The organism is Opitutus terrae PB90-1, assembly GCF_000019965.1.
Classification (GTDB): Bacteria; Verrucomicrobiota; Verrucomicrobiia; order Opitutales; family Opitutaceae; genus Opitutus; species Opitutus terrae.
The window spans coordinates 2,055,001-2,071,721 of sequence record NC_010571.1 but is presented as its reverse complement, the minus strand read 5'-3'; the positions used below and the strand labels follow the sequence as shown (position 1 = coordinate 2,071,721).

11 protein-coding genes and 2 rRNA genes (1 of these 13 running past the window's edge) are annotated in these 16,721 nt (G+C 64.6%); 7 read left to right on the top strand and 6 right to left on the bottom strand.

The features are described 5' to 3' along the window. Positions 1-15: 15 nt before the first annotated feature. Positions 16-492, top strand: coding sequence for a TspO/MBR family protein (locus OTER_RS08570; protein ID WP_012374508.1), 477 nt, complete (start codon positions 16-18; stop codon positions 490-492). On the opposite strand, the gene trhA is transcribed toward OTER_RS08570, so the two are convergent. After that, positions 482-1,147 (bottom strand): PAQR family membrane homeostasis protein TrhA, encoded by a 666-nt coding sequence (gene trhA, locus OTER_RS08565; protein ID WP_012374507.1) that lies wholly within the window; start codon positions 1,145-1,147, stop codon positions 482-484. The two genes, OTER_RS08570 and trhA, sit on opposite strands and share 11 nt — an antisense overlap. Before the next feature lie 100 nt (positions 1,148-1,247). On the opposite strand from trhA, the gene OTER_RS08560 reads away from it, so the two are divergent. From OTER_RS08560 to OTER_RS25775, 6 genes are all read left to right on the top strand, one after another. Then, positions 1,248-1,667 (top strand): secondary thiamine-phosphate synthase enzyme YjbQ, encoded by a 420-nt coding sequence (locus OTER_RS08560; RefSeq protein WP_012374506.1) that lies wholly within the window; start codon positions 1,248-1,250, stop codon positions 1,665-1,667. Between the two features lie 53 nt (positions 1,668-1,720). After that, positions 1,721-2,512: an SDR family oxidoreductase gene (locus OTER_RS08555; protein WP_012374505.1), complete on the top strand. Its 792-nt coding sequence runs from the start codon at positions 1,721-1,723 to the stop codon at positions 2,510-2,512. 78 nt (positions 2,513-2,590) lie between these two features. Then, on the top strand, positions 2,591-3,775 hold the full coding sequence (locus OTER_RS08550) for a sensor histidine kinase (RefSeq protein WP_083767664.1): 1,185 nt from the start codon (positions 2,591-2,593) through the stop codon (positions 3,773-3,775). Next, complete coding sequence (locus OTER_RS08545; RefSeq protein WP_012374503.1) at positions 3,772-4,434, top strand: response regulator transcription factor; 663 nt, start codon at positions 3,772-3,774, stop codon at positions 4,432-4,434. The genes OTER_RS08550 and OTER_RS08545 overlap by 4 nt, the downstream gene beginning before the upstream one ends. A gap of 358 nt (positions 4,435-4,792) precedes the next feature. Further along, on the top strand, positions 4,793-7,201 hold the full coding sequence (locus OTER_RS08540) for an ABC transporter permease (RefSeq protein WP_044891665.1): 2,409 nt from the start codon (positions 4,793-4,795) through the stop codon (positions 7,199-7,201). 9 nt (positions 7,202-7,210) lie between these two features. Then, entirely contained in the window at positions 7,211-7,969 is a 759-nt protein-coding gene (locus OTER_RS25775) for a tetratricopeptide repeat protein (protein WP_012374501.1), read from the top strand. Between the two features lie 20 nt (positions 7,970-7,989). Here OTER_RS25775 and lnt read toward each other — a convergent pair whose 3' ends face one another. From lnt to OTER_RS08510, 5 genes are all read right to left on the bottom strand, one after another. Continuing rightward, positions 7,990-9,642, bottom strand: a complete 1,653-nt coding sequence (gene lnt, locus OTER_RS08530; protein ID WP_012374500.1) for an apolipoprotein N-acyltransferase — start codon at positions 9,640-9,642, stop codon at positions 7,990-7,992. 70 nt (positions 9,643-9,712) lie between these two features. Beyond that, entirely contained in the window at positions 9,713-11,275 is a 1,563-nt protein-coding gene (locus OTER_RS08525) for a hypothetical protein (protein ID WP_012374499.1), read from the bottom strand. A 307-nt stretch (positions 11,276-11,582) separates the two neighbouring features. Next, a complete protein-coding gene (secA, locus tag OTER_RS08520) occupies positions 11,583-14,597 on the bottom strand; it encodes a preprotein translocase subunit SecA (protein ID WP_012374498.1) in 3,015 nt (1,004 codons plus the stop codon). A gap of 654 nt (positions 14,598-15,251) precedes the next feature. Further along, positions 15,252-15,367: ribosomal RNA gene (rrf, locus tag OTER_RS08515) — 5S ribosomal RNA — on the bottom strand. Between the two features lie 84 nt (positions 15,368-15,451). Beyond that, positions 15,452-16,721 (bottom strand): 23S ribosomal RNA (locus OTER_RS08510) (it continues 1,639 nt past the right edge of the window).

The window sequence follows — 16,721 nt, the reverse complement described above, 5'->3', positions numbered from 1 at the left end:
ACAGATCGTCGTGCCATGAAATCTTCGCGGTGGCTGCCGCTCGGCCTGTTTCTCCTGCTCGCCGCCTTCGCCGGCACGATCGGTGCGATCGCCACCGCCACCAGCGTTCACACGTGGTATCCGACCTTGCAAAAGCCGGCGTGGACGCCGCCGAACTGGCTGTTTGGACCCGCTTGGACGTTGCTCTATATCCTCATGTCCATCGCCGCGTGGCGCGTTTGGCGCGTCGGCGGCGAAGCCGATGCCCGGCATACCTCGCGGCTCTTTGCCGCCCAGCTCGCCCTCAACGCGCTCTGGTCGGTGCTTTTCTTCGGACTGCACCGCCCCGGGCTTGCGCTCGTCGAGGTGATCGTGCTCTGGCTGGTGCTGATCCGGATCTACGTGCGGTTTCGCGCCGCCGATCGGATCGCCGGCTGGCTATGGTTGCCCTACCTGCTGTGGGTCAGCTACGCCACGCTGCTCAACGCTGCGGTGTGGGAACTCAACCGCTGACGCCGCGCGCGCCCGGGACGACGTAGCCATACACCGAGACCCAGTGGCAGATGCTGCCCGCGAGCACGAACAGGTGCCACACCGCGTGGTGATACGGCAGTCGCTTCCAGAGATAGAATACCGTTCCTCCCGTGTAGCACAGACCGCCCGCCAGCAGCAGCCACAGCCCGGCCGGCGGCACGGCCTGCAGCATCGGTTGCAGCGCGATCAGGACGATCCAACCCATGCCGAGGTAGATCAACGTCGACAGCACGCGGAACCGGCCCGCGAGCCAGAACTTCAGCGCCACGCCTGCCAGCCCGAGTCCCCAGATCACGCCAAACAGGCTCCAACCCCAAGGCCCGCGCAGACTCACCAGCAGGAAGGGGGTATAGGTTCCGGCGATGAGCAGGAAGATGCCCGCGTGATCGAACTTCCGCAGCATCCGCTTGGTGTCCGGATGGCGAAAGGAATGGTAAAGCGTGGAAGCGGTGTAGAGCAGCACGAGCGTCGCGCCGAAAATCGCCGTGCTGACGACGTGCCACGCATCGCCGTGCAGACTCGCCATCGTGACCAGCAGCGCGAGTCCGGCGATGCTCAGGACCACTCCAACGCCGTGCGTGACGGCGTTGGCTAGTTCCTCGCGCGGGGAGTAGCTCGACGGTGCGGCTTCCATGCGCCAGAAACTCACTGGCGCCGGCCGGTTTGGCAAAGTTGTTTTCCCGGCTGGCGTTGAAACGCCTCTCCCACGCCCCGCTCTTCCCGAAACGTCCGTCATGAAATCCTACCGAAAAGAACTCTGGTTCGAGGTTCCGCAGCGGCGCGCGCTGCTGAACATCACCGCTCAAGTCGAGTCGTGTCTGCGCGAGAGCGGCATTCGCGAGGGGCTCTGCCTCGTCAACGCGATGCACATTACGGCGAGCGTGTTCATCAACGACGACGAACGCGGGCTGCACGCCGATTACGAACGCTGGCTCGAAAAGCTCGCCCCCGAAAAACCGCACAGCGCCTACGACCACAATCGCACAGGTGAGGACAACGCGGACGCCCACCTGAAGCGCACCGTGATGGGCCGCGAGATCGTCGTGGCCGTGACCGCAGGTGCGTTGGATTTCGGCCCGTGGGAGCAGATTTTCTACGGCGAGTTCGACGGTCGGCGGCGGAAACGCGTGCTCGTCAAAATCATCGGCGAATGAGAGGTGTGGAGCCAGGCGTGACCCGGGCCTCTTGCCCGTAAATCGAACCGCTCATGAACTTTCCCCACCAGATCGTTTGGATCACCGGCGCCTCCTCGGGCATCGGCGAGGCGCTTGCGTACGCATTCGCCCGCGCGGGCGCCACGCTGGTGCTGTCGAGCCGGCGCGCCGACGAACTCGAGCGCGTCCGGCGCGCCTGCGACCGGCCTGACGCTCATGCCTGCGTCGTGCTTGATCTCAGCCGCAGTCAAACTTTCGCGGGAGCGGTGGCGGAGATGCTCGCGCGTTTCGGCCGGATCGACGTGCTGATCAACAATGCCGGCGTGAGCCAACGGGCGCGAGCACTCGACACGAGCAGCACGGTCGAACGCGCCATCATGGAGACCGACTACTTCGGTCCGGTGGCGCTCACCAAGGCCGTGTTGCCGACGATGCTCGAGCATCACACCGGGCGCGTCGTGGTCGTAAGCAGTGTCATGGGCTATGTCGGCACGCCAGGCCGTTCCAGCTACGCCGCGGCCAAGCACGCGTTGCATGGCTACTTCGATTCGCTGCGCGCGGAGCTGGCGAACACCGGCGTCGGCGTGACGCTCGCGTGCCCCGGTTACGTGCGCACCGCCGTCTCGGCGAATGCCCTCGGCCCGCGCGGTGAGAAACACGGCCGAATGGATGCCACGCAGCAACGCGGCATCAGCCCGGAGCGCTGCGCAGCGGCGATCGTGCGTGCTGTCGCCCGCGGTCGCGAAGAGATCGCCGTCGGCGGCTGGGAGGTCGCCGGCATCTACCTCAAGCGTTTTGTGCCATGGCTGTTCTCGCGGATCGCGCGGCGCATGAAGACGCCATGATCCACCGTATCCGTTCCGTTCGCCAACCATGACTTTCGGCCTATTTCGCCGTCCCGCCGCCCCTGTTAAGGTTGAGCCATGACCACTTGTTCGCGCAACGACCGCATGGAATTGTTTGGCCGGGTGGCGTTCGCTCTCGTCGTGCTCGCGGTCTTCTGCGAGTTCCTCCGGCCCGTGCAGCTGGAGGGCACCGCGTGGGAGGTGGCGCTAGTTTTCGCCTTGGGGGCGTTGTATGCGATTTTAGGCGTTCTCGGCGAAGAGGGATTGCCCGCCCGGTGGCGCTCCAAGCCACTGTACGTGGTCGTGCAGACCGCCCTTGCGACCGCGATCGTCTTCGTGACGCCGCTCAAGGGTTTCTCCGGGCTCGTAACGATGCCGGCCGCGAGCTTGGTGGTGCTGGAGCTGAGCTGGCCGTGGGCCACCCTGGGGGTGCTGGAACTGTTCGCGGCCGTCGTCGGAGCGATCTGGTTCAGCTTCGGCGCGCAGGCGGCGCTGACCAGCGCCCCGAGCTACGGCATCGCGTTCGTGTTCGTGGTGGTTTTCTCGCTCGTAACGCGACAGGCCCGTGAATCCCGTCAGCACGCCGAACAGCTGTCCCAGGAACTCGCCGCCGCGAACGAGCAGTTGCGGCAGCACGCCGCGGAAGCCGGCGAACTAGCCACCACCCGCGAACGGAACCGGATCGCACGCGAGATCCACGACGGCATCGGCCACTATCTCACGACGATCAACGTACAGCTCGAGGCCGCGCGCGCGGTCTTTACGGCGCAGCCCGCACAGGCAGCCACGGCGCTGGACCAGGCGGCGCGGCTCTCGCGCGAAGCGCTCGAGGACGTACGTCGCTCCGTCGGCACGCTGCGCGCCGACAGCACACGGCCGCCGTTGCCCGAAACGCTGCGGGCGCTCGCCGCAAACCTGGGACTGAACGCCACGGTGCGCGTGCAAGGTGCGCCGCGAACCCTGCCCGCAAATGTCGAGCATGCGCTTTTCCGCTCGGCCCAGGAAGGGCTCACCAACGTCTGCAAGCACGCCGCTGCCACCGCGATCGACGTGGCGTTGGATTTCGCCCAGGAGCAGCGCATCGCGCTCACGCTCGCTGACGATGGTCAAGGCCTGCCGGTCGGCGGCCATCCAACCAAGGGCCACGGGCTGCAAGGCCTGCGCGAACGGGTCGAGCTGCTCGGCGGCATGGTGCGTTTCGGCAACAGGCCGGAAGGCGGCTTTACGCTGCGGGTCGAGCTGCCCACCAAGGAGCTCGCATGAAGCGCATTCGCCTGCTGCTCGTCGATGATCAGTCGCTCTTTCGCGAGGGATTACGGCTGCTGCTCGCCCAGCAGCCGGATCTCGAGATTGTCGCTGAAGCGGCGAACGGAGAAGAAGCCATCGCCGCGGCGCAGCGGCTGGCCCCCGCCGTCGTGCTGATGGATTTGCGCATGCCCGTGATGAATGGCGTCGAGGCCACGCGCCGACTGATGGCCGGAAATTTTGCCGGCCGCATCCTCGTTCTCACCACGTTTGAGGAGGACGAGGAGGTGTTCGCTGCACTCGCCGCCGGCGCCGCCGGCTACCTGCTCAAGGCTTCGCCCTCCGACAAGCTCATCGCCGCGATCCGACTCACCGCGCGCGGCGAGTCGTTTCTCGAGCCGTCGGTCACCGCCAAGGTGCTCGCGCATTTTTCCCGGCTCGCGCAGCAAGCGCCGCGGCCACCCAAGCCGCCGCCGCCGCTCGCTGAGCCACTCTCCGTGCGCGAGCGCGAGGTCCTGGGGCTGCTCGCTGAGGGCCGGAGCAACAAGGAAATCGCCAGCGCGCTCGCGATCGCCGAGGGCACGGTGAAGAATCACATGAGCAACGTGCTCGGCAAGCTCGGCGCGCTCGACCGCACTCAAGCCGCGCTGCGCGGCCGCGAGCTCGGTTTGGTGTAGCGGCAATCCGAAACTTTGTCGCGGCAGCCGATTGCCCGTAAGGCCAGTGCTCGCCTGCGGTGAGCCTGTCGAATCCACCGCCGGCCGCGAACGCGCCTCTTACGCGACGATGGTTCCCGACTACCGGTGGGCGGCGGCCCTACAATCGTCGGCGAGCGGTGTTCAGATAGCCGATGAAACGGCCCGGTGTGGCATGGGCGTCTCGCCCGTGTTCCGGCAGCGTCGGCCTCTGGACTCTTTGCTCTCAGCTCTGGGCCCTCAGCTCCGGATTCCCAGCTCTGGACTCCGTCGTCCATGACCTTTGGCCATGACCTCCGGCACAGGCGGTCGCGGCCCGGGGGCGCTAATCTGGTGGCGCATGACCACCCTGCTCGCCGAGATTCACGAGGCCCTGCGCCAGCTGCGACGCGCGCCCGGGTTTTCCCTCGTCGCCGTAGGCCTGCTCGCCCTTGGCCTGGGCACGACCACCGCCATCTGCTCGCTCGCGTATGCGATCGTGCTCCGGCCGCTACCTTTTCGTGATCCGCAGGGGCTGGTGGGCTTTCGCGCGATCAACTCGGTCAAGGCGATCACGCAGGATGGCCACTCCGCGTCCGACTTCCTCGATTACGCGCAACGCGCCCAAAGCTTCTCGGGGTTGATGGCGTACCGGCCGAATTTCGCCGCCTACACCCGGCCTGGCGAACCGGCGGTTCGGCTGGTCACGGCACTCGTGACGGAAAATTTCTTCCCGGTCCTCGGCGTGGCGCCGGTGGGAGGCCGCACGTTTTCAGCCGACGAGTTCAGCGTCAGCGCGCCACGCGCCGTCGTACTGAGCAATGTCGCGTGGCGCCGGCTCTTCGGGGCACAGCCGAATGCCGTCGGCCGCACCATCCTGCTCGACGACCAGCCGCACACGATCGTCGGCATCATGCCGGAATCGTTTCGTGAACCGGAGTTCGTCGATGCGTGGCTTCCTTTTCCGAAGGAAGCACCCGAGTATTTCGCCCGCGACTCACGGTTCTGGAACATCGTCGGCCGGCTCAAGCCCGGAGTCACTGCCCCGACCGCGCACGCCGAGTTGCAGGGCATCGCCGCCGATCTCGCGCGCCAGTTTCCCGAGACGAATCGCGATTGGAGCACCCGCGTGCAGCCGCTCCACGAGCTCCGCACGCGGGGCATGCGCACCACCCTGCTGCTACTCACCGGCGCGGTTGCCCTCGTGCTCGCCATCGCCTGTCTCAATCTCGCAAACCTCCTGCTCGCGCGCGGGCTGTCGCGGCTGCAGGACCTTGCGGTGCGGCTCGCGCTCGGCGCCACGCCGCAGCAACTCGCGCGGCGAATCCTGATCGAGAGCTCGCTGCTGGCGCTGCTCGGCGGCGCGGTGGGTTGCGCGCTGGCGGCGGGCGCGCTGCCGGTGCTCGTCACGCGATTGCCGGCGGGACTCATCCCGCGTTCACAGGAAGTCGCACTCCATCCGCCCGTGCTGCTGGCCGCGTTGGCGATCGCGCTCATCACGGGCGTGCTCTTCGGATTGTTGCCCGCGCTGCAGGTACTGCGCACCGACGTGAACACGCTGCTGAAGCACGGCGGCACGCGCGGCGCGAGCAATGCCGCCGCGGCGCGCGTGCAGGGACTGCTGGTGACCGGGCAGGTCGCCCTCTCGTTCGTCGTACTCGCCGCCTCGCTGTTGCTGATGAAAAGCCTGCTGCAGCTGCAGAACTCGAATCCGGGCTTCGATCCCACGCACGTACTTACGTTGCAGCTCGCGCCGCCACCCACGCGGTTCGAAACCAATCTCGAACTCGCGCAATATTACGAACGGCTCGTGACCGAGGCGGCGGCGGTGCCCGGCGTCGCCTCCGCCGCGGTGAACGCCAGCGCCCCGCTGTGCGGCATTACGCTGCAATATCCGTTCTGGATCGAGGGCCGGCCGCGCAGCGACGTCGGCGCCGACGAAGCGGTCTACGCACCGGTCACCGAGGATTTCTTTGCCACGATCAAACTGCCGCTGAAGCAAGGCCGCACGTTCAACCCGCACGACAACGAGCGCGGCGCGCCGGTCGCGATCATCAATGAAACCCTTGCGCGACGGATCTTCCCCGGCGAAAACCCAATCGGCCGCCGCGTGCTCCTGCTCCCGTGGCTCTCCGACCAGTATCGGGAGATCGTCGGCGTCGTCGGTGACACGCGGCAGGACAATCTTTCGTCACCCACGCCCGCCCAGATCTACGTGCCGCAGCGCCAAATGCCGTGGTTCTTCTCCACGCTGCTGGTGCGGCTCAACCGCCCCGATGCCGCGCGGGCAGTGCAGGCCGCGATGCAGCGCGTGGATCCCACGCTGCCGTTTTCGCCGACCACGCTCGAGGGCAACATTGCTCTCACGACGACGCAGCCACGGCTCTACGCCACCTTGTTCGGTATCTTCGCCGTGGTCGCGCTGGGGCTTTCGGCCTTCGGCATCTACGCCAGCATGAGTTTCACCACCCGTCGGCGCACGCGGGAGATCGGCATCCGGATGGCGCTGGGTTCCACTCCGTCCCAGGTGCTGCAGCACGTGCTCGCGCAGGCCGGCCGGCTCGCCGCGGTCGGGCTCGCGATCGGCTTGATGCTCGCGGCGATCGTGGCGAATTCGCTGCGGGGCCTGCTCTACGGCGTGCAGCCCGGCGATCCGTGGATCTACGCCGCGCTTTGCGTCTTCCTCCCGCTCGTGGCGCTGGCCGCCGCCATGCCCAGCGCCCTCCGCGCCGCGCGACTGCCGCCGACCTGCGCGCTCCAAGACGATTGATTTGCTCCCATGAAAACTAAACTCCTCACCCTCGTGATCATGCTGGTCACCGCCGCTGGTCTTGTCGCGGCCGATGATCCGCTCGCCGCCGGCGCGGCCGCCCTCAATGCGAATCAACTCGATACTGCCGACGCGCTCCTCACGCCGCTCGCCGCAGTCGAGAAGCCAGACCCCCGCGTTTTCCTGCAGCTTAGCGAGCTGCGCGTACGCCAGGGCCGCGCCAAGGACGCCGTCGGTTTCGCCGAAAAGGCGGTCGCCGCCGCGCCCGGAGAGGCGCGCCTGCACTCGAACCTCGGTCGGGTGTTGAGCGTGCGCATCGGCGAGGTAAATTTTCTGCACCAGGGCCTCCTCGCCGGCCGCATGCGCGAAGCCTTCGAAAAATCCATCGAGCTCGATCCGGAGCACATGGACGGCTACTTCGGCCTCGCGCGCTACTACACCAACGCCCCGGCCATCGTCGGTGGCGGACGTGAGCCCGCGGAGCGTTACGCGCGGGAGATCGAGAAACGCAACCCGCAGCTCGGCACGCTCGAACTCGCGCGGATCGCCGAACGATTCGGCGATCCCGCCGGCGCACTGGTGCTCTATACCAAGGCCGCCACCGCTCAGCCGGACAACGCGGCGATCGAGGAAAGCCTCGGCCGCGTCAACGAAGCATTGGGCAACGCCGCCGCAGCCCGTCCGCACTACGAGAAGGCGCTCGCCCTCGCCTCGGATCGCCGCGGTGCGCGCGAAGCGCTCGCGCGACTGGATGCGCCGAAAAGCTGAACCGGTACCGACGCGGTACTTCAGTTCGTCCGGAACCGTCCGCGGCGTTCGCGTCCGCCAAGGGCGAGTGCGCCATAGCCCAGCAGCACGGCGACGGCAGATGCCGCCACAAACCAGTCGCCGTGCTCCACGTAAAACGTATTGCGGCCCATCCAGCGGACGTCGCGGCTGACCTCGATCGTCTGCATGCCGCGAAAATAGATGCTGCCCTCCTCGTTGCGCACCGTCGCGCGAACGACCCCGAACTCGTCGATCCAGCCGCTCCAGCCGCCGTTGCCGCAGCGCAGCACGGGCCGGCGGGTTTCGACGGCGCGCAGGACCGAGTGGGCCGCGTGCTGGCTCGCCGAACCGCCCTCGCCGTACCAGGCGTTGTTGGTCAACACCGCGAGGAAATCGCTGCCCGCCCGTGCGCTCTGCCGCGCCAGGTCGGGGAAAATATCTTCGTAGCAAATCAGCGGACCCGCCGTGAGCGGGCGCCCACCCATCGAAACGATCAGCGGCGAAGGCTCGGTGCCCGGACGCGCGTCGTCGCCGATCGGCACGAACTTCCGGATCCAGCCGAGCAGCGGCCGCAACGGCACGTATTCACCGAACGGGACGAGGTGCCGCTTGATGTAGAAACTGTGCTGCACGCCAGCGATCGGATCCACCACGAACGCGGCGTTCAGCCAGCGCTCGTCCGGCTTGTCGAGGTTCTCGATCGCGACGGAGCCGAGGAGGATCGGCGCGCCCGCCTGCGACGCCAGCGATTCGACAAAAGTGCGAATTTCGTTGGGATAGTTCACCGCCCAAGGCGTGCTCGCCTCCGGCCAAAGGATCAGGTCGGGCTTGGTCGCCGCGGCCGCGAGCGTGGTACTCTGGAGCACGCGCAAAATGCCCGGACCTTTCGCCGGATCCCACTTCACGTCCTGCGGAATGTAGGGCTGGACAAAGGCGACGCGCCCGAGCGGCGCGCTGAATTCGCGCCGGTTGAACGCGCTCTGCATGTGGATGCTCAGGCACGCCATCAGCAGAAACATCGCGAATAGAAACTCGGGGCGGCGGAAGTTCAGCCCACCTTCGCCTTGCGCGAACAGGCTGTGCGCCATCGTCGCAAATCCGATGTTCATCGCCACGAGCACGAACGAAATCCCGCCAGCGCCGGTATAGGCTGCCACCTGCAGGATGCTCGAGCGCTCCCACTGACTCGCCGCGAGCGGCAGCCAGGGAAATCCACTCAAAAACCAGGTGCGCGTCCATTCGATCAATACCCACGCTCCCGCCAGCGCGACCAAGGCAACCAGTCGCACCAGCGTCGGCCGGCCCAACATCCGGGGCATCGTCCACCAGGCCGCCAGGTACCACACGCCGACCCACGCGCCAATCACCGGCCCCAGCAGGAACAATCCGACCCACGTGACGTGGTGCAGCCAGGCGAGCAAAACGGTCCAGGCAACCGCCTGCGCCGCGAACAGCGTCCAGAGGAAGAGTTTCAACGGCGGGTTGCGATAAGCCCACATGATTGCGGGCACCAGTAGCGCATACGCGAATTCCGGCGTTTGAAACGGCGGAAACGAAAGCACGGTCAGCACCGCCGTCGCAATTCCCACCACGGCAGCCACGACCGGCGTCTGATGTTTTTCCAGAAACGTGGGCTGCGGGTCGTAGGGATCAGGCGGGCCGGCGGGCTGCATCGAACGGTCACTGTCAGCCGCCGTGCGGAGCGCTTCAAGCGCAGAACCGGCTGCCCGGCGCCCCCGAGTTCTACGGCCGGGGCAATCGCATCAGCACGTAAGTGCCGTCATTGTAGAGAATGCGCGCGCGCGCCGCCTGGCGCTGCAGCGCATCCATGAACTCGAGCGTGCGAAATCCGCTCGCCCGATCAGCCGCGCTCGCGCCCGCGGTGATCATCCCTTCGAGTTCTGGCCGGCTGCGGACAGCCAACCCGCGATATTGCAGGAGCACATACTCCACCTCGGCAGGCATCCGCGCCCAGCGCATCGTCAGCCCGGCGGGATCGATGGTGAAAATGCGATTGCGAGCAAAATCCAGGTGGAACGGCGTCGAGACCCAAGCTGCGATCGGAGCTCCGGTCGGCACGAAATCCTGAATCGCGCGCAGATTCGTCCGGGTGAGGTCCGAAAGCGCCGCGCGGTTGTAGCTCGCGAACTCCCCCCGGGCCACGGGTTGCGCTTGTCCGAGATAGGCGAGCGATGTTCTCAGGTCGGCAGCATCTCGGACGCGGCTCACCAACGACGGCCAGAATCCGATCACCAGTGCCCCCGCGAGCACCAGTCCGCCCGCAGACCAATAGGCGCGGGCACGCTCCGGCATCATCGCCCGGCCCAGCAGCAACATCGCCGGTAACGCGGCGAGCAACGACGCGGTGGCGTAACGGCTTGCCCCGTATGAGCCGAACCATCGCGGTCCGCCAATCCACTCCACCAGAAAGTAGCCGGCTCCCGCGGCCACGCCCACTGCGACGAACGCGCCAGCAGATGCCGAAACCACCATCCAGCGCCGGCGGCCCGCAATCACCGCCACGGCAGCGGCGATCAACACCAGGGCCGCGAGCAGCGTGTAGTGCAGCAACGTCGAACCGTAGCCGTTCACCGTCGCGGAAAACACGCTGACCGTTTCCGTGGCGGCTGCCGGCGGCGGTGGTGGCGCGTCCGTTGTCGGCGCAAAATACAGCGCGCGATGGAGCAGCAGCCAAGGCGACAGAAACAACAGCGCCCACAAACCTGAGGCGAACACGCGCTTCACGCAGCGAAATCCGAGCAGCCATCCGGCGAGGAACAGGCCGGCGCCATGAAGCACGACGAAGGCTCCGTGCGTGGTTTTCAGGGCAATCAACGCCGCATACAGCAGCCCCAGCACGTGAGCCGGCCAGCGCGCATCGGTTCGCTCGTCGGCGGTCACCAGTGCGGTCGCCATCATTAAGGCCGCGCCCGTGAAAACGGAGGAGACGTTGACCACCTGCGGATTGATCGCGAGCAGGCAAAGTCCCGCCGCTGCGGCGGTGACGCCTTTGCCCGCGTGAGGGACGCCGAAGCCAGCGAGCGCGAGGGCCAGCAGAAACCCCGACCCTGGCTCCACACTGCCGATGAATTCGATCGGCAGGTGCACCAGCACGAGCGCGTGCAGCCACGCCTGTCCGCCTAGCGTTTCGGCTCCAAGCGAGCCCAATGGGTTCGGCGTCAACGTGCCATTCGCGAGCATCCGCACCGGATGCTCGAAATACTTTTCCAGGTCGTCGTGGACATTGAACACCGCCGGCGGGGTGAGCCAGGCGAGAACGACCACAGCCGCACCGTCGGCCGCCATGCGCGAATGTTGGGCCACCGTTGAACCACTCCGCCGCCGGCCAGCAGGAATCCCAGGATCCAAACCGCATCAACAACGTCCGGGCGGGCCAGATGCAGCAGGTTTAAGAGTCCACCAATGAAAACCACCGTCGCCAGGCCCACCGTCATCGTGGTCGGCACCGGTGCGGCGTCCCCCCACGGTCCGCCGCGCGCGGCCCAGCCCCAGCCCCAGCTCGCCACGCCGGCCGCGCCAAAAAGCAGCAAACCGAGATGCAGCGCCGCCATGGGCAAACCGAATGTGCGCTCGATTCAGAGCGGCCGCACCCTCAGCGGCCGTGGCAGTTCTTGTATTTCTTCCCGCTGCCGCACGGACACGGATCGTTGCGGCCGACCTTCGGCGTCTCTCGTCGGATCGTCACCTTGGGCAGCTGAATCTCCTGTTCGGGCTCGGCCGTGGCCGTTGCGGCCGCTTCGCTTCGACCGGCCATCGCCGGTCGCACCGACGTTGCTACCGTGCCAGGCGCAGCCGGTGTTGGCACATCCGACGGCCCGACCGCGCGCGCGGTCCGACTCAGCAGCGCGAGCATGTTTTCGAAGGATTCCAGATTGGAGGCGCTGCGGAACAGTCCCGTGCAGATCTGCAGGCGGACGTTGTTCATCAGCTCCTCAAAGTAGCGGTAGGCCTCGCTCTTGTATTCGACCAATGGATCCTTCTGGCCGTAGCTGCGCAGGCCAATGCTCTTCCGCAGGTCCTCCATCTCCGTCAGGTGTTCCTGCCAGTGATGGTCGATCGCGTTAATCACGACGTAGCGCTCGAGCGCGCCCAGCGCATCCGGGATCTCGACCGACTCCTTCACCGCGTAAGCCTTTTTGATCCGTTCCAGCAACAGGGCGGCCAGCCCCTCCACCGTCCCGGTCACCTCCTCCACGCGCAGGCTGATGGGGAAATGCGAGTTGGCCCAGCCGACGAAGCTTTCCAGGGCCGCCTTGGAAGGTCCGGCGCGATCGTCGAGCCCGACCGCTTCCAGGCGGTTGATCAACTCTTCCTCGATCTGCTCGAAAATAATGTCCTTCGGGCGGTCCGCGTGGATCGCCGCATTGCGGATTCCGTAGATGACCTCGCGCTGTTGATTCAGCACGTCGTCGTACTGGAGCAGCCGCTTACGGATTGAGTAGTTCTGCTGCTCGACCTTTTTCTGGGCCGATTCGATCGAGCGGTTGAGCCAGGGATGCTCGAGTTCCTCGCCTTCCTGCATCGATCCCTCCATCAAACGCGAGGCGAGATTACCCTGCAGGAACAGCCGCATCAGGTCGTCCTCGAGCGAGAGAAAAAACTTCGTCATGCCCGGGTCGCCTTGGCGGGAGCAGCGGCCCCGCAGCTGGCGATCGATGCGCCGGGACTCGTGCCGCTCGGTGCCGACGACATACAAGCCGCCGAGGTCGCGCACGCCCTCGCCCAGTTTGATGTCCGTGCCGCGGCCGGCCATGTTGGTTGCGATCGTCACCGCGCCGCGTTGGCCCGCGCGGGCGACGATGTCCGCTTCCTGCGCGTGGAATTTCGCGTTCAGCACGGTATGGATGATCCCCGCGCGCTTGAGCATGCGGGAAAGCACCTCCGACGATTCGACCGACACGGTGCCGACCAACACCGGCTGGCCGCGCTTGTTCGCCCCTTCGATCTCGCGCACGACCGCAGCGTATTTGTCGCGGCGGGTCTTGAAGATCGAGTCGTTCTTGTCGACGCGGATACAGGGCTTGTTGGTCGGGATCACCTGCACTGCCAGCCGATAGATGTCATTGAACTCGGTCGCTTCCGTCTCCGCCGTGCCCGTCATGCCCGCAAGTTTCTCATACATGCGGAAGTAATTTTGGATCGTGATCGTCGCGTAGGTGCGTGTCTCGCGCTCGATGGTCACGCCTTCCTTCGCCTCGACCGCCTGATGCAGACCGTCCGACCAGCGTCGGCCCGGCATCACACGGCCGGTGTTCTCGTCGACGATCATCACCTTGCCTTCCTGCACGACGTACTCCACGTCGCGTTCGTACAGCGAATACGCCCGGAGCAGCTGTGAAATCGCGTGAATATCCTCCGACACGTCGGCATAACGCTGCTGCGACGTGAGCTTCTGCGCCTCCCGCTCCTCCGGCGTCATCGCCGCGTTCTTATCGAGTTCGCTGAACTCCGTCGCCAGGTCAGGCAGGACGAACGCATCCGGATTGTCAGGGCGAAGCTTGGTGCGGCCGATCTCCGTCAGGTCGGCCTGGTGCTGGCGCTCATCGATGACAAAGAAAAGCTCCTCCTTGATACGATAGAGTTCCTCCTTGTTCAGGTCCGAGTTCATCTCGGTTTCCACCTTATCGAGCAGCTTGCGCCATTCGGGCGTTTCCATGACCCGCAGCAACTGCTTGTTCTTGGGGTGCCCCATTTTCACCTGGAGCAGCTTGCGAGCGGCCAGCTGTTTCTGTTCGGGTTTGGCGTCCGCTTTTTCGAGTAGTTCGCGCGCCTCGGTGACGATCTTGTTGCAAAGCCGCACCTGCGCGTTGACCAGATCATTGACTGGCGGCAGCAGCCGCGTGAACGGTTGCTCGCGCTCGATCGGCGCCGGGCCGGAGATGATCAGCGGCGTCCGTGCTTCGTCGACGAGGATCGAGTCGATTTCATCGACGATGCAGTACCAATGGTCGCGCTGCACCTGGTCCTCCTTGCGCGTGGCCATGCCGTTGTCGCGCAGGTAATCAAAGCCGAACTCGCTGGCCGTGCCGTAGGTAATGTCTCGGTTGTACATCTCCCGCCGCAGATCCGGCGGCATCTGCTGCTGAATACAACCGACGGTGATGCCGAGGAAGTTGTAGATGTATCCCATCCACTCCGAGTCGCGCCGGGCGAGATAGTCGTTGACGGTGACGAGTTGCGAGTTCCGGCCGACGAGTGCGTTCAGGTACAACGGGAGCGTCGCAACGAGCGTCTTGCCTTCGCCGGTCGCCATTTCCGCAATCTTGCCTTGGTGCAGCGCGATGCCGCCGATCAACTGGACATCAAAGTGGACCATATCCCAGACCAGCTCATGTTCGCACACGACGATGGTCCGGCCCAAGAGACGGCGGGCGGCGTTTTTTACGGTCGCAAAAGCTTCGGGCAGGACCTGCTCGAGAGCCGCACGTTTGTCGGTCGCTGCCGCGAGCCGGGCGCGGAAATCATCGGTCTTCGCGCGCAACTGCTCATCGCTGAGCGACTGATAGGACGTTTCCAGTTCGTTAATGCGGGCCACGATCGGCCGGCACGATTCGAGGAACTTGCGGTAGTGCCGACCGGAAAAACGTTTGATGAGGAACGACAGCATGAAAAGGTCTCAGGCTAGCTTGGCGATTCGGGTTGGCAAATGACAAATCGGAGCGACGCCGTTGATCAGCCACCTCCCGCCACGCCGGATATTTTGAAGGGGTCGGCCGTGGGCGGTGTTATACGGCGCGGTGTGTCAGTAGGTTTGTCGATTCCGGTGGACCGAAAACTGCAACGGAGGTTTCGGCCACCGGAATTCGACCAGCGAACCGCGTGCAGCGGTCTACTTTCAACGCAGGCGCCAGATTCTGGCTGCGATTGCGCGGGATCTAGGCGGGAGTTCGAATCGTCCACGCCTTCGCGTGTCGTCGCTTCGCGCGTCTCGCGTTCGCCGGATGCGGTTCGGAGCTATTCGCGGATACACGAAGGATGAAGGGATCGGGCGACTCTCGCGGTTATGCGTCGGGTTGTGTGCGAGTGATAGCCGTCGTTCCGGTGCGCTGGCGCTCTAGGGGTAGAGCGCGGCCACCGGAACCTTCTCGAGCGCGCACGCGTGTTCCCGGGGCTGGATCGTCTGCTGTGCCGCGGGGAGGAAAGCCTTGCTGGATTCGTGCGGTAGGTCGCTATTCACGCCAGCGTTCGGGTCGCGTGGCCAGTGGTCTGATCACCGGGCAAAAAAGAGGCCCGGTCCTTCTTTCGAAGAACCGGGCCATAAACCTGGCAACGACCTACTCTCGCAGGACCTTACGTCCGACTACCATTGGCGGCTGAGGGCTTAACGGCCGTGTTCGGGATGGGAACGGGTGGAACCCCTCGCCTATGGTCACCAGGAAGTGACGCCCGACATCGCCGGGCAAGTGAGGAAAATTTAGGGCAGCTCCGGTAAGGAGGTAAAATAAACGCCTAGAAGATGGTTTGCATAACCGGCAAGGTCATTAGTACCAGTAAGCTGAACGCGTTACCACGCTTACACTTCTGGCCTATCAACCGGGTGGTCTACCCGGACCTTGCACCACCTTGCGGTGGATTGTGATCTTATCTTGGGATGGGCTTGGCGCTTAGATGCTTTCAGCGCTTATCCCTTCCGAACATAGCTACCCGGCGCTGCCGCTGACGCGACAACCGGAACACCAGAGGTTCGTCATTCTCGGTCCTCTCGTACTAGAGAATGAACCCCTCAAATCACAAACGCCCACAGCGGATAGAGGACCGAACTGTCTCACGACGTTCTGAACCCAACTCGCGTACCACTTTAATCGGCGAACAGCCGAACCCTTGGGACCTTCTCCAGCCCCAGGATGTGATGAGTCGACATCGAGGTGCCAAACCGCGCCGTCGCTGTGAACGCTTGGGCGCGATCAGCCTGTTATCCCTAGCGTACCTTTTGTCCTATGAGCGATGGCGATTCCACATTCAACCACCGGATCACTTGAACCTGCTTTCGCAACTGCTCGACTTGTTGGTCTCACAGTAAAGCTCCCTTATACTCATGCGCTCTATAGCCCGATTGCCGACCGGGCCGAGGGAACCTTCGTAATCCTCCGTTACTCTTTGGGAGGATTCCGCCCCAGAAAAACTGACCTGCTATCACTGTCCCACAACCAGATAATGGTATGAGGTTAGACGCCTAACCAACAAAAAGTGGTATTTCACGTTGTGACTCGACCCGATCCTGGAACCGGGTTTCGCAGTCTCCCACCTATTCTACGTATTGAAAGTCAAGCGACAATAACAGCTTACAGTAAAGGTGCATAGGGTCTTTCCGTCCTGCTGCGGGTAGGCGGCATCTTCACCGCCACTACAATTTCACCGAGCTTCTCTCCGAGACAGTCGTCAACTCGTTACACGATTCGTGCGGGTCGGAACTTACCCGACAAGGAATTTCGCTACCTTAGGACCGTTATAGTTACGGCCGACATTCACGGGGGCTTAGATCCAGAGCTTGCACCCTAGACTTTCACCTTTCCGCATTGGTCACGTGTCACACCCTATACGTCGTCTTGCGACTTAGCAGAGTGCTGTGTTTTTGCTAAACAGTCGGTTGACGCAATTAACTGCGGCCCCTTGCGGGGCACCCCTTATACCGAAGATACGGGGTTAATTTGCCGAGTTCCTTAGAGAGATTTAACTCGCGCGCCTTAGAATACTCATCTTTCCCACCTGTGTCGGTTTACGGTACGGGCAC

Bases quoted from the DNA above. Each gene is read 5' to 3' on its own strand.
- trhA (WP_012374507.1), bottom strand. From the start codon at position 1,147: ATGGAAGCCGCACCGTCGAGCTACTCCCCGCGCGAGGAACTAGCCAAC.
- OTER_RS08560 (WP_012374506.1), top strand. From the start codon at position 1,248: ATGAAATCCTACCGAAAAGAACTCTGGTTCGAGGTTCCGCAGCGGCGC.
- OTER_RS08550 (WP_083767664.1), top strand. From the start codon at position 2,591: ATGACCACTTGTTCGCGCAACGACCGCATGGAATTGTTTGGCCGGGTG.
- OTER_RS08570 (WP_012374508.1), top strand. From the start codon at position 16: ATGAAATCTTCGCGGTGGCTGCCGCTCGGCCTGTTTCTCCTGCTCGCC.
- OTER_RS25775 (WP_012374501.1), top strand. From the start codon at position 7,211: ATGAAAACTAAACTCCTCACCCTCGTGATCATGCTGGTCACCGCCGCT.
- OTER_RS08545 (WP_012374503.1), top strand. From the start codon at position 3,772: ATGAAGCGCATTCGCCTGCTGCTCGTCGATGATCAGTCGCTCTTTCGC.
- OTER_RS08525 (WP_012374499.1), bottom strand. From the start codon at position 11,275: ATGGCGGCCGACGGTGCGGCTGTGGTCGTTCTCGCCTGGCTCACCCCG.
- lnt (WP_012374500.1), bottom strand. From the start codon at position 9,642: ATGCAGCCCGCCGGCCCGCCTGATCCCTACGACCCGCAGCCCACGTTT.
- secA (WP_012374498.1), bottom strand. From the start codon at position 14,597: ATGCTGTCGTTCCTCATCAAACGTTTTTCCGGTCGGCACTACCGCAAG.
- OTER_RS08555 (WP_012374505.1), top strand. From the start codon at position 1,721: ATGAACTTTCCCCACCAGATCGTTTGGATCACCGGCGCCTCCTCGGGC.
- OTER_RS08540 (WP_044891665.1), top strand. From the start codon at position 4,793: ATGACCACCCTGCTCGCCGAGATTCACGAGGCCCTGCGCCAGCTGCGA.